Source organism: Vibrio sp. 1751, from assembly GCF_033339895.1.
Taxonomy (GTDB): domain Bacteria; phylum Pseudomonadota; class Gammaproteobacteria; order Enterobacterales; family Vibrionaceae; genus Vibrio; species Vibrio alginolyticus.
Genome location: NZ_JAWOVM010000110.1, coordinates 1 through 11,636, shown reverse-complemented (window position 1 = coordinate 11,636; position 11,636 = coordinate 1). Strand labels below are relative to the sequence as shown.

Here is an 11,636-nt window from a genome sequence, read left to right as displayed (position 1 = left end):
TACCACGAGCCGCACCAGTGACTACTGCTACTTTTTCCGGTTTCATCTTGGTCTTCCTTAAATGTTGAGATTACAAATTCGCTTGTATCCCTAGCGTTTTTTGTTTTTATGCCTAGTCGCGTTACAGCTGCGCTTCTCATACGCAGGGTCTTTTATATCTTATAAAAACTATAGAAACAGTCTGGGAGTCGAATGTGAACTAATCAAGGCAACTTGATGACTATGGCAAGATCAACGTAAGAAAGTGTGTTGGAAGGCGCAAAGTTACACGATTGGAGGACTTGGATAGAAAAGTATTGGTCTGATTAATCAAATACTACTTCATCAGACCAATATTACTTGTCTCTTAATCTCTTACAAAAGCTGGTTTTGTTATTTTCACCAGAAAAGGCTGAAGCAAGAGATTAAACAACATGCCAGCAATAAACAGGGTGATCACAATACTCGCACCACTCGGTAAGTCATAGCGAGCCGATGCGGCAATACCCGATAAGATCCCAACAATACCAATGCTGATACTAGCGACAAAGAATCGAGTTCCCTTCAATGCTGCCGCACATAAAGCTGGAATAACCAACAAAGCAAATTCTAAATAAATGCCGGTTAACTTGACCGTAATGGGCATCAGGATTGCAAAGATCAGATAAAAACCACTACCGCGCATAAACGCAGGTTTTAACCAAACCAATAGCAACATCGCAGCGGTAATGAGTGCCAAAGGCCAAACGTCTGCCCAAGTCGCCCATAACAATTGCCCATTAAGAATCCCTTGAATAAAGTCTCCGCCGTGTGGGTCTTTACTCACCAGCAGGATCGCCAGCGATGCAGACACGACAAACAAGCTGCCAATCATGGGCTCTAAATGTTGCTGGTATCGTTTCTCCATTAAGGCAATCAAACCGCAAAGCATCAAAGACATCACCCAAGGGCCAATCATTTCGCCAAAGAATGAGCCTGAGAACAGCGCGTATTGGCTCAACCAGTAGTGGCTTAGTGCTGCCCCCAATGCCGCGACTTGCGCCACCGCCAAATCTATAAAGATGATCTGACGATTAAGAACTTGTTGCCCCATAACGATGTTGCCAACCAACGCAATTAAACCACACAAAACCGCAGGTAAAAGCCATGCATAATCCGCCATGACTTAGATCTTCACAGGAGCGGGTGGCACTAACACATCCAGTAAATCATCAATGACCTGATCGTACATCTCATCTAAGCTTTCACCCTCAGAAACGGTCAATGGCAGTTGAATCACAGGTTTGTCAGTATGATCTTGCAACCAGTTCGCTGGACGCTGATCCTGATGAGAAGAGTAAACAATCGCATCAAAACTGTCAGCATCTAACTTGGTAAGTGATTGCAGGTGAGATGTGGTCGGTGAAATGCCCGGTTTAGGTTCGAGATCGGCAATCTGCTTCATTCCGAGCCAATCGTACAAATAACGATACGTCGCGTGATAACCGACAACTTGCTTACCCTTTAAAGCAGCCCCTTTCTCATTCCATTCTTTAAGCTTTTTACGCCAATGAGCACGAAACTTCATACCATTCACTTGGTAACTTTGTGCGTTGTCGGGATCAATCGCTTTTAGGCGCTCCGTGACTTTACGAGATAATGGAATCATGTCATTTGCCGCAAATTGAACATGTGGGTTACCGTGAGCGTGTATATCTCCCATGCTACGGTCAACGTGAGCATGAGTATCTAACATGCGCACGAAGTCCGTCGCGTAGATCATGCTCGGCGCACCATTTTGCACCGCCGCATTGCTGCTACGAACTTGCAGCATAGGTAACCACCCCACTTCTAGTTCTGCACCCGAGCACATTGCCATGTCCGCTTGGCGCATCTTCGCAATCAAAGAAGGACGAGCTTGTACGTAATGTGGGTCTTGCTTAGCCGTTGTCGCTGAATAAATACTGGCATCTGGCGCGTGGCTTTCAAGAAAGGCTTTCCATTCTGGCTCACAAACGAAAATGTTTAGAGCCAAAGCAGGCGAAGAGATGATGGCAGCTCCTGCTGCCATCATCACCAAACTGCATTTATTCAATGTCAGCTTAGAACGCATGAGCACCGTGCGCTCCAAATGTCATCACGTATTGCAGAGTGAACACGTTGTCTGTCTCGCTGTCTTGGTTATCAATGCGAGTGTATTGCGCACGGATAGTACCGAAATGAGAAGAATCCCATGCGATCATCGCATCCATTTCTTTATCATTCAGCTCAGTGAAATGCATGTGGTCGCCGTGTGCATGACCATCGTAGCTTTCTGCTTCGCCGTAACGTAGACCTGCTGACCAGCTTGGGTTGAAGCGATAAACACCCGAAACATAGTAAGCGCTTAAGTTGTCTGGTGACTCTGCATCGTTTTTATATTTGCTGTCTACCACACCGTCTAACAGCATGTATTCAGCCGATAGCGTGAAGTTGCTGTATTTGTAATTACCGTCTGGTGCCCATTTCCAAACAAAATCAGCACCGTAAAGGTTCGCACCTGTCACTGCTGCGCCATGATGGTGATCGTGCTCATGCTCTTCTTCATGACCGTGGTCGTGATCTTCGAATTCTTTAACCTTGCCGTTTTCGTTACGCAGGTAACTTAAACCAAACTGCCAACTTGAAGATTCGGAGAAGTCACTACCAAGCTTCAGCGTCGTGGTGTACACGCCAACTTCAGAACCATCTTCAACAGAAGACATTTTGCTACCACTGAGCGCTTCTACACCAAGTTTTACGTAAAGGTCGGTTGGCAACACGATGTTTGCACGTACACCATCATCGTAGTAGTGCGAGCCAAGGAAAGTACGATAAGCAATTGGACGCTCAACAAAGCTATCGGTGTGCATGTGTTGGTTGTTCAGGTAACCAAAGTCAGATAGGAATCGGCCAGCGCGCACGTTTACACCATATGGCAATGCCAAAGTTTCGATGAATGCCTCTTCAAGCTCTAATTCTGTCTCATCACCATGACTTTCAAGAACCGCGGTCAATGCGCCGTAAAACTTGTCGTCGATATTTGATGAGAAGTTTAATTCCGTATGGCCTAGACCAAAGCCTTCTTCGCGCTCAGAATTATGACGTTGGCCATCTTGGTAGTAGCCATCAACAACAACACCAATCTGTGGGTTCGATAGTGTGTCGGCAAAAACAGGGGATGCAAAAATGCTACCGATCACGAGAGACACCAATTTCTTATTCACTACTATTTCCTTTTTGTTATGTTATAACATTTAATTTTGCGATGTTATAATATAACAATTCTCATTACACAAGCAGAAATTTAAATTAGGCTCCGATTTCATGTTCGTACTCAATCCATGAATTGGGCTATCAACAAATGAATCAATTGATGTTTTTTATACGTATACTAATGAGAATTAGTAATTAAATAAGTAACGGAATTTCAATATGTTGAATATGGATTTTTCAAAAAGAATCGTGATAGATACTGCTCAACAGGAGTGGATCGCCAGCCCTTCCAAAGGTGTGTGGCGCAAACCTTTGGAACGAGAAGCCAAAGAATCAGGGCATACCACCAGCGTCGTTAAGTACGAGCCAAATTCGCAGTTTTCGACTCATCCTCACCCTCAAGGAGAAGAAATATTGGTGCTCGAGGGGGTATTCTCTGACGAATACGGTGACTACCCTGCCGGCACTTACCTTCGTAACCCTCCAGGAAGTCAACACGCACCATTTAGCAAAGAAGGCTGTGTGATTTTAGTTAAACTAAATCAGTTCGAATCTGAGGATCTTGAAACAGTTCGCATTAATACAAACCAAGCGAGCTGGCAGAGTGGTGTCGGTGGGTTGCAAGTCATGCCGCTGCATAATTTTGAGCACGAACATGTCGCGTTGGTTAAATGGCCAAAAGGTGAGAAGTTTCAACCACACCGTCACTTTGGTGGTGAAGAAATTTTCGTATTGTCAGGAGAGTTGAGAGACGAGCTAGGTACCTATCCCGCTCTCTCTTGGATTCGAAGCCCACATATGAGCGAGCATTTTCCTTTTGTAGAGCAAGAAACGATCATTTGGGTAAAAACTGGTCACCTGCCGCTCCAAGCTCCTGCTCAGCACTCCTAATGTTTGCACACTTGGCATCGTCCATTGGAACTAAAATCGGCCCGCAATTTACGAGCCGATGATCATTTCGTCACTAAGAACCCATTATTCGCGAGTGGAGCCAGTCTTTGAGCTCAGCCCGGTTATGTTTTAACACGTTCATTTCGTGATCATCAATCGGGCTTCCTTGAAGTTCTAGTACGCGGATTTCCTTATCTAAAGCATTGTAGTTTTTAACGGTTTCAGCAAATGATGCATCGTTTTCGGTAAGCTGAGTAATGGTATCCAAATGTTCTGGGAATTCATGAGTTAATGAGTGATTTTCACCTAACATAGAGACCTCTTGGCTATTATTTGAGTACAAAACAGTGCCTAATTTTTGAGCACCACATGTATAACCGTAGCATCTAATGAGACGTTAATTCGTCGCACCGTCCACAAAAAGAACAACAAAGTTATTTTCAATTTTTCCTAGAAAGTGTTTTCTTTTTAGTCTCAATAGTCGAATGCAAAAGATGCCACTATGATCGTTCTATAATAACCCTCAACAATGAGAGCGATCATGCGAAAGACAATTCTAGTTACTGGATCTACTGACGGTATTGGTTTAGAAACCGCGAAAATGTTAATTAACCGTGAACAACACGTAATAATCCATGGCCGGAATATAGAGAAAATTCAACAAGTTGAGCAAAGTTTGAGGGAGATGAAAAGTGGTAAAGTTGAAAGCCTTGTTGCTGATTTATCCTCTCCCAATGCGGTAAAACAGATAGTGATGGAGATAACAGAACGGTTCAATCATTTAGACGTCATCATTAACAATGCTGGTGTGTACGCAACACCAAATCCAAGAACTAAAGAGGGTCTTGATGTACGCTTCGCAGTCAACACCATTGCTCCCTACTTACTCACTAGAGAGCTATTGCCGTTGCTCGGTGATACGGGTCGTGTGGTTAATTTGTCTTCAGCTGCACAAACAACAGTAAACACTAGCGCTTTACTCGGTAACAAACCATTGTCAGATGGCGAAGCATATGCCCAAAGCAAATTGGCATTAACGATGTGGTCACGAGCAATCGGACTAAAGCTTAAGAACACTGGCCCTATGTTGGTATCAGTAAACCCAAAATCATTCCTAGGTAGTAAGATGGTTAAAGATGCTTATGGGGTTGCTGGTGGTGATATCCGCTTAGGGGCAGATATTCTAACTCGCGCTGCGCTATCAGAAGAGTTTGCCCAAGCGCATGGTATGTACTTCGATAATGACATTGAAGCATTTGCGCCCCCACACCCTGATGCATTAGATCAAAGCAAAACACAGCAGATAATTGATAGTATTGAATTAATCCTAAGCAAACCCTATTAATAACAATTAAGAATTATCTTGAGGTTCGTTTTTATTCGGACCTTAAAAACAATGTATTCGATAAGTGAAACTTGTTATCACTTTTCCGCAAACTCCCAATAAGGCGGCGTGCCATAGTATTCAGCAAAGTAATCAATAAAGGCACGCACCTTAGGCGCAATTAAACGAGAGCTTGGGTACACAGCCCAAATCCCAGCATCCATCGCTAAAGGGTGATCTTCGAGTACTTCCACTAGCTGACCACTTTGTAATTCTTGATAAACACTCCAAACTGAGTTGATAGAAATACCTAACCCGTTTACCGTCGCGTCTCTCATCGCATCACCATTATCAGTTTTAAAACGACCAGAAGCTCTTACATTGAGCATTCCATCTTTTGTATTGAATGACCAATTATTCATTCCAACTAAGTTAATGCATTCATGATTCGCCAAGTCTTGGGGCTTGTTAGGTCTCCCAAATTGTTCAATATAATCTGGTGATGCAACGATAATACGACGATCTAGCGCAAGCTTTCTTGCAACCAATGAAGAATCTTTCAACTCAGCGACACGAATGGCGACATCAAAACCTCCCTCAACCAGATCAATAATGGAATCAGAAAATCGGCAGTCCACGGTTAACCCTGGGTAACGCGCCATAAAACCTTTTAATGCGGGCACAATATGCAAGCGACCAAAAGTTGCAGAGGCGGTTATACGTAATACTCCCGTTGGCGAACTCTGCCCTGAGCCAACAGCTCCCCTTGCTGCCTCCACTGTTGCAAGGACCTCCTCCGCGTGAGGTAAAAAAGCCTGCCCCTCTTCAGTTAAGGAAACTTTGCGTGTGGTGCGATGAACTAAACGAACTCCTAAGCTGTCCTCAAGTTTATTGATGTGTGCGCTAGCGACAGCAGGAGAAAGTCCAAGCTCCTGACCAGCCATGCTGATGTTGTGTGTCGAAGCCAAACGGACAAATAGCTTTACATGATCGATGTTCATTTAATTTTCAATTATTTGTAAAAAATCACCATATAGAGCTTAGCATTTTCTTCCTTACGGATAGTAAATAAATACTCCAATTAGAAAAAGCTGATGGGCAGATAGAAGTCCAGCTCAAACGCCTCATCATGGCTAAGGAAATGGTTTTTCTGATAGTGAACATAAGCGGGTGTAGAACGCTGCTTAAAGCCTGAATTCGGCAACCACTTCTCTAACACCATACTCAATTGAGGAAGAAGCTCTCCATATACGCCTGTTAAGCGAAAAACAGCATGCAAACCACCCGGGATCGTCATTTGATTCACGACACCGCGTACTTTAAGCGGCTTATCAATCGCCATACAAGCCACATAGCGACACTTATCTAGCTCGACCCAAGCGGGGTTGGAGTGATGCAAACCATATTGAACCGAAAAGTCCCGATTCTCAGAGCTTGCCCACGCCTTCAAAATCAGCCACGCATTGCGAATGGAACGGCTATAACCCTCATGCCGCACATAAGCCGCAAAGCGTTGTGGAACCTCCATAATTTTAGGTTCTGGCAACTCGCGTTTAGCAACCCGATGATAACCCGCAGCCACTTCCGGATCTTTTAGATACGGCTTTTCTGCGACTTGTAAATCATGCTTTCGCCACGCACCAGGAGACATAGCGAACGTTGCTTTAAACGCTCGGCTAAAAGAAGATACCGAGCTAAAGCCGCACTTGTTAGCAATGTCTAACACCGATGAGCTGGTATCAAACATCAGTTGATTGGCGGCGTATTCCATTCTTGTGCGACGGATATATTGATGGACAGACTCCCCTACCACATCTTTAAAAATACGATGGAAGTGCTGTTCAGAATAGGCTGCTACATCTGCTAGCTCTTTAGCCGATAAATCTCTGCTAATGTCCTGGTGAATGTAAAACAGCACGTCATTGATTCTGGAAACTTGTTGATGGCTCACGGAGTAAACTTTCGCTTAAATAGCATAAATGGACATGTTTAACAGCATAAATGGACACACCAAGCTTGGCAATTTACCTATACTATTTCTGACATAAAAAAAGACAATTACGAGAAGCACAGCACATGGAAATCGCACAGTCATTACAACAAACTAAGTCATCCTACATCCGAGAGATCCTCGCAGCAGCAAGCGATAAGAACGTCATTTCTCTTGCAGGTGGCTTACCGGACGAAAAAACCTTCCCGATCGACTTAATGAAACCGACGCTAGAAAACCTCGCGAATATGCCAGAGGTGTTTCAATATGGCGCAACAGCAGGCTACGCACCGCTACTTAATTTTTTGACCGATTATTACCAGCTGCCAGAATCTCATTTGGCGATGATCACAACGGGCTCTCAGCAAGGGCTAGATTTGATTGCGCGTGCGTACGTGAATCCGGGCGATAAAGTGGTAATGGAAGCACCGAGCTACCTTGGTGCTATGCAAGTATTCGGTCTAGTGCAAGCCAACATCGTGACTGTTTCACAAACCGAGTGTGGTCCAAACCTTGAAGAACTTGAACAATGCTTTGCTACACAGCAACCGAAAATGTTCTATGCCGTGCCCGATTTTCACAACCCAACGGGCGTGTGCTGGGCGCTAGAGACTCGCCAAAAAGTTGCCGAGCTTTGTATACAATACGACGTGGCATTCATTGAAGACGCACCATACCGCGAGCTGCGTTTTTCTGGTGAAGCACTGCCGCTAGTTTCGGACTTCTGCCCACAGCACTCCATCGTATTGCGCTCTTTCTCCAAAATAGCTTCACCAGGCTTGCGTATTGGTGTAGTTACGGGCAAAAACAGCTACCTTGAGCCACTCATCAAAATTAAACAAGGTGCCGATCTGCACTCTAGTATTCCTATGCAAGCTTTGCTGCATGGTCTACTGCAACATGACAACTTCGAAACGCACATTTCAACCATCTGTGCGCTTTACAAATCACGTTACGATGTCATGTTTGCTGAACTGCAAAAACAGCTGCCAGAAAGTTGCGTACTCAAACCCGTCGATGGTGGTATGTTCGTTTGGGTCGAGATTCCAGAATGCGACACCTTCGAACTGGCGAAAAACCTTCTCGCAAACTGGGTTGCTGTAGTGCCGAGCCCGGTCTTTTATCCAGAAGGTTCAAAGGTAAAAGCCGCTCTGCGTCTTAACTTTACCAATGCTACACCAGAAGAACTGACGACAGCTGTCTCTCGACTCGCGGATGTCCTCAACACGTTGTAATTGAACACGAGTGTAAGAACCTGCCTTTGAGATTCAAAAAAGTCTCAAAGGCAGCATCAAAAAAGTTCCCCAAAAAAATTTATATTTTTCCTTCAAATCAACTCTCTACAGTAAGTGCCTGTTTTCTCTTGAACCTCTCACTCATATAAAAATGAGAACTCAATCACGTATTTGATGGTTGGAAAAGTTACGTCTATCTTTCAGTCAAAGACATCAACTTCGCAGCGTTAATGCTCTCAATTTCAGACACTTTATCAATCGTGGCTTAGCGGTTGATAAACGACTAAAAAAGCATCTGTGGGCATACCCACTACGAAGGGTTGACCAGAACCATTCTGAATGTCGCGAGCCAATCTTTTGATTGGCAATTACGTCAGTGAATCGCACCAAATGACAGAGGGGTTATCAGGATGAATACTCGAACCACGACAGGACTCGTCACCATCGGCTGGTCCGTTACACTTTCACTTTTTACCGCATTCGCCGTGTATGCCAATACGTCGCCAAACTGTAGTGACGTATTAGCGGGCAACACAACCGCCGCATCGCAAAAAATGATGGTTTTATTGGGCGAAGACATCACCAAATCCAACCGTATAACTACGGTGATTCCAGCCGAAAACAATCCATTTGTGACCGAAGAACTGGTTTCGGTTTCTAACGACGTATCGCCAAACGGTCGTCTTTCACAAAAGAGTTTGGAAGAGATTCGGAAAGTCCGCTCAAATCTAGAGAAAGCAGCACAGGAAGTAAGCCGATTACAAGGCACTTTTGAAGTGGCTTTCATCAGTTTGATTGATGGTTACTGCCAATTTTCTAATCATAAACGTACTCAACATGCCAAAATCGACTTTGACCATTTGGAAGGCCTCACTTTGTATTCAATCCCCGCTTTAATAGCAATGGTCGATCAGTCGTACTACATGGCAAAGAATCGAATCGCTAATGAGCAGAAACAGTTAAGCGACATTGAAAAAGAGAAACAGAGGCAGAAACAGCAAGCAACTGCGGCAGCAGCCGCTCGTTACCAAGACAGTAACGTACTTGTAAGAGTCGAGAACTTTGATGGCGCTAATGTGACATTTTCCGTTACTAACATTGGTTCACAAGGATCATTGCAACCAAATTTCAACTCGTTTAATGCATATCGTACAGAAAGTGGAGAATTAATCTACAAGTCAGAATCTTTATTACACCTGGCGGATACTGCAGGTAACACACTTGAAACAATGGGTATCGCTGAGCTCTCATCACAAGGTGGAAGTGACATATCGATCTCTCCTGGAGAAACCCGAAAATTCGTTACTAGCATTGCTTCAGAAGTCGCGCCACATACGCAGTTGAGCTTAGAGTTTCCAGCCAAAGTGCTTAATACTGAGCGAGACTTTACATTGTCGTTTTCTGATACATCAGCGGTGGCGACAGCAAACGTTAATTAACGCAAAGTAGCCAGTATTTGTAGAACGCATCAAAGACAGGCGAGCAGCGCCTGTCTTTCAATTATGATCAAGCCAATAGCTACTGTTTGCACTTGTAAGCATTTGCAAACATCGTCACTGACGTAGAAAAGCTCAACGGTTGATACAAGTACAAGGTATCTGCGCCTAAATCCGCCGCCTTGATGCGCATTTGGTTTAGCGTCCCCCAAACCATGTCTTTATCTGCATGAAGCCAGTAGTCGTAAAAGTGTCCTTCTGAGCCGATCACGGTACCCATTAGTTCACAGTTTTCAATCGCATTCACATTGCCCCAAAGCACCTGTACTTGCTCAGATTCTTGAGTTGGGAACGTCACACATCCCGTTAATGATGCCGCTAACGCGAGAGTCATCACTCGCTTTTTCATACTTATATCGCCAAAATTTTTCATAGATGGCAGATTTTATGAATGGCTGATGTGATGACTAGCAAAAACTTTTTATCGCGTGTTCAAGTAGAATTAATGGACAACGGAAAAGATCCAAAAGGTGATCATGCAGCTAGCGAGCAAAAGCCTAATCACTCAGACCTAGCAATAAAGCTGTATCTGAGATACAACAGTAACGATTAAATAGCCGCGAGGGATAGAGTTTGGTTGCTAAAAATAAGCTAATTCGCTACACAGCTACGGAAGTCGCTGATGCATTTGACAAAGAAGATGAGCTCATTAAACAAGTTCAGTCCAACCAACTCTCGCAAGTGCTATTGCTTTGGCAAGTAAAAAGTCCAACGCTCGTGCTTCCCGCGGGTAAGAAATGGCCAGTGTCTAATGAGTTAGAACATGCGTTAAATACGTCTGGCTGGAAGCTCTTTTCTCGTAAAACCGGTGGTGCCCCAGTCCCTCAGGTGCCAGGTATTATCAATCTATCCCACATTTACCACTGGCCAGAAGGCGAGCCTTACAACATCAAAAAAGCGTATCTCGATTTATGTGCAATATTAACGGTTTTCTTTAAACAGCTCGGCGTGAAAGTGGATGTTCATGCTACGCCTTATTCCTACTGCGATGGCGAGTACAACCTCAACATTGTCGGGCAAAAAGTCGTGGGAACCGCGCAGCGTGTTTTACTTAAAAAAGGCGGCGGACAAGTGGTATTGTCACAAGCATGCATTCTGATTGATGCCGACGTCGAGAAGATTGTCGAACCAGTACGAATGTGTAATCAGCTTTGCGGTCACAGCGATGATATTCGTGGTGATGTCCACACACCGCTCTTCCATCATGTATCCGACCGCCCATCGGTAGATTCGCTCTTTCAGCAATTGACGAGTGCGTTTTTAACGCATGCAAAAGCGGAGTAATGAAAGGAGCAAGCCTCCCCCACACTCCGAACAGCATTTGATAAACTAAAACTGCATACCGTGATAGCGATGTAAGAATGGGCATCGCCAACGTAAAACCATTCAATCGATCGACCAAACCAGTTATCAGTTTTGCCTGCCAAAAAGAAATGAGATCCAGTTCAAATATTTATCCATGACGGAATTAGTTGAAGCCTGCGCGTAAAAGCCTCAGAATGTCGCAC

The 11,636-nt window shown here is 44.4% G+C and carries 12 protein-coding genes and 1 pseudogene; 5 read left to right on the top strand and 8 right to left on the bottom strand.

Annotated features, from left to right (window positions below; all coding sequences use genetic code 11):
* Window positions 1–346: 346 nt before the first annotated feature.
* The 3 genes from R7041_RS20915 to R7041_RS20905 are packed head-to-tail and all read right to left on the bottom strand — an operon-like array spanning window position 347 to window position 3,203.
* Window positions 347–1,141: a metal ABC transporter permease gene (locus tag R7041_RS20915; protein ID WP_064369381.1), complete on the bottom strand. Its 795-nt coding sequence runs from the start codon at window positions 1,139–1,141 to the stop codon at window positions 347–349.
* Between the two features lie 3 nt (window positions 1,142–1,144).
* Window positions 1,145–2,071 carry a metal ABC transporter solute-binding protein, Zn/Mn family gene (locus R7041_RS20910; RefSeq protein ID WP_064369382.1) on the bottom strand — a complete coding sequence of 309 codons (927 nt, stop codon included), beginning with the start codon at window positions 2,069–2,071 and terminating at the stop codon, window positions 1,145–1,147.
* Window positions 2,061–3,203: a hypothetical protein gene (locus tag R7041_RS20905; RefSeq protein WP_017633595.1), complete on the bottom strand. Its 1,143-nt coding sequence runs from the start codon at window positions 3,201–3,203 to the stop codon at window positions 2,061–2,063. Before R7041_RS20905 ends, R7041_RS20910 begins: the two co-directional genes overlap by 11 nt.
* Before the next feature lie 208 nt (window positions 3,204–3,411).
* On the opposite strand from R7041_RS20905, the gene R7041_RS20900 reads away from it, so the two are divergent.
* Window positions 3,412–4,083 carry a cupin domain-containing protein gene (locus tag R7041_RS20900; protein ID WP_064369383.1) on the top strand — a complete coding sequence of 224 codons (672 nt, stop codon included), beginning with the start codon at window positions 3,412–3,414 and terminating at the stop codon, window positions 4,081–4,083.
* A 73-nt stretch (window positions 4,084–4,156) separates the two neighbouring features.
* On the opposite strand, the gene R7041_RS20895 is transcribed toward R7041_RS20900, so the two are convergent.
* On the bottom strand, window positions 4,157–4,396 hold the full coding sequence (locus tag R7041_RS20895) for a YdcH family protein (RefSeq protein WP_005373737.1): 240 nt from the start codon (window positions 4,394–4,396) through the stop codon (window positions 4,157–4,159).
* A gap of 228 nt (window positions 4,397–4,624) precedes the next feature.
* Between R7041_RS20895 and R7041_RS20890 the strand changes: the two genes are divergently transcribed.
* Window positions 4,625–5,428, top strand: coding sequence for an SDR family NAD(P)-dependent oxidoreductase (locus R7041_RS20890; protein WP_206949417.1), 804 nt, complete (start codon window positions 4,625–4,627; stop codon window positions 5,426–5,428).
* A 77-nt stretch (window positions 5,429–5,505) separates the two neighbouring features.
* On the opposite strand, the gene R7041_RS20885 is transcribed toward R7041_RS20890, so the two are convergent.
* Both R7041_RS20885 and R7041_RS20880 read right to left on the bottom strand, forming a co-directional pair.
* Window positions 5,506–6,408: a LysR family transcriptional regulator gene (locus tag R7041_RS20885; RefSeq protein WP_206949419.1), complete on the bottom strand. Its 903-nt coding sequence runs from the start codon at window positions 6,406–6,408 to the stop codon at window positions 5,506–5,508.
* A gap of 80 nt (window positions 6,409–6,488) precedes the next feature.
* Entirely contained in the window at window positions 6,489–7,358 is an 870-nt protein-coding gene (locus R7041_RS20880; RefSeq protein WP_017819835.1) for an AraC family transcriptional regulator, read from the bottom strand.
* 125 nt (window positions 7,359–7,483) lie between these two features.
* Here R7041_RS20880 and R7041_RS20875 point away from each other — a divergent pair, with 125 nt between their 5' ends.
* Together R7041_RS20875 and R7041_RS20870 are read left to right on the top strand one after the other, a co-directional pair.
* Entirely contained in the window at window positions 7,484–8,632 is a 1,149-nt protein-coding gene (locus R7041_RS20875; protein ID WP_206949421.1) for a PLP-dependent aminotransferase family protein, read from the top strand.
* 410 nt (window positions 8,633–9,042) lie between these two features.
* The gene (locus tag R7041_RS20870; RefSeq protein ID WP_054574562.1) at window positions 9,043–10,071 is read left to right on the top strand and encodes a hypothetical protein; all 1,029 of its coding nucleotides are present in this window, start codon (window positions 9,043–9,045) and stop codon (window positions 10,069–10,071) included.
* A gap of 79 nt (window positions 10,072–10,150) precedes the next feature.
* On the opposite strand, the gene R7041_RS20865 is transcribed toward R7041_RS20870, so the two are convergent.
* Window positions 10,151–10,477, bottom strand: coding sequence for a DUF4156 domain-containing protein (locus R7041_RS20865; protein ID WP_054729325.1), 327 nt, complete (start codon window positions 10,475–10,477; stop codon window positions 10,151–10,153).
* Window positions 10,478–10,701: 224 nt separating this feature from the next.
* Between R7041_RS20865 and R7041_RS20860 the strand changes: the two genes are divergently transcribed.
* Entirely contained in the window at window positions 10,702–11,412 is a 711-nt protein-coding gene (locus R7041_RS20860; RefSeq protein WP_206949422.1) for a biotin/lipoate A/B protein ligase family protein, read from the top strand.
* A 59-nt stretch (window positions 11,413–11,471) separates the two neighbouring features.
* On the opposite strand, the pseudogene R7041_RS22755 reads toward R7041_RS20860, so the two are convergent.
* Window positions 11,472–11,549, bottom strand: a pseudogene (locus tag R7041_RS22755) (VOC family protein); the annotation flags it as partial.
* Between the last annotated feature and the right edge of the window lie 87 nt (window positions 11,550–11,636).

Bases quoted from the DNA above. Each gene is read 5' to 3' on its own strand.
- R7041_RS20910 (WP_064369382.1), bottom strand. From the start codon at position 2,071: ATGCGTTCTAAGCTGACATTGAATAAATGCAGTTTGGTGATGATGGCA.
- R7041_RS20870 (WP_054574562.1), top strand. From the start codon at position 9,043: ATGAATACTCGAACCACGACAGGACTCGTCACCATCGGCTGGTCCGTT.
- R7041_RS20875 (WP_206949421.1), top strand. From the start codon at position 7,484: ATGGAAATCGCACAGTCATTACAACAAACTAAGTCATCCTACATCCGA.
- R7041_RS20915 (WP_064369381.1), bottom strand. From the start codon at position 1,141: ATGGCGGATTATGCATGGCTTTTACCTGCGGTTTTGTGTGGTTTAATT.
- R7041_RS20900 (WP_064369383.1), top strand. From the start codon at position 3,412: ATGTTGAATATGGATTTTTCAAAAAGAATCGTGATAGATACTGCTCAA.
- R7041_RS20895 (WP_005373737.1), bottom strand. From the start codon at position 4,396: ATGTTAGGTGAAAATCACTCATTAACTCATGAATTCCCAGAACATTTG.
- R7041_RS20865 (WP_054729325.1), bottom strand. From the start codon at position 10,477: ATGAAAAAGCGAGTGATGACTCTCGCGTTAGCGGCATCATTAACGGGA.
- R7041_RS20890 (WP_206949417.1), top strand. From the start codon at position 4,625: ATGCGAAAGACAATTCTAGTTACTGGATCTACTGACGGTATTGGTTTA.
- R7041_RS20885 (WP_206949419.1), bottom strand. From the start codon at position 6,408: ATGAACATCGATCATGTAAAGCTATTTGTCCGTTTGGCTTCGACACAC.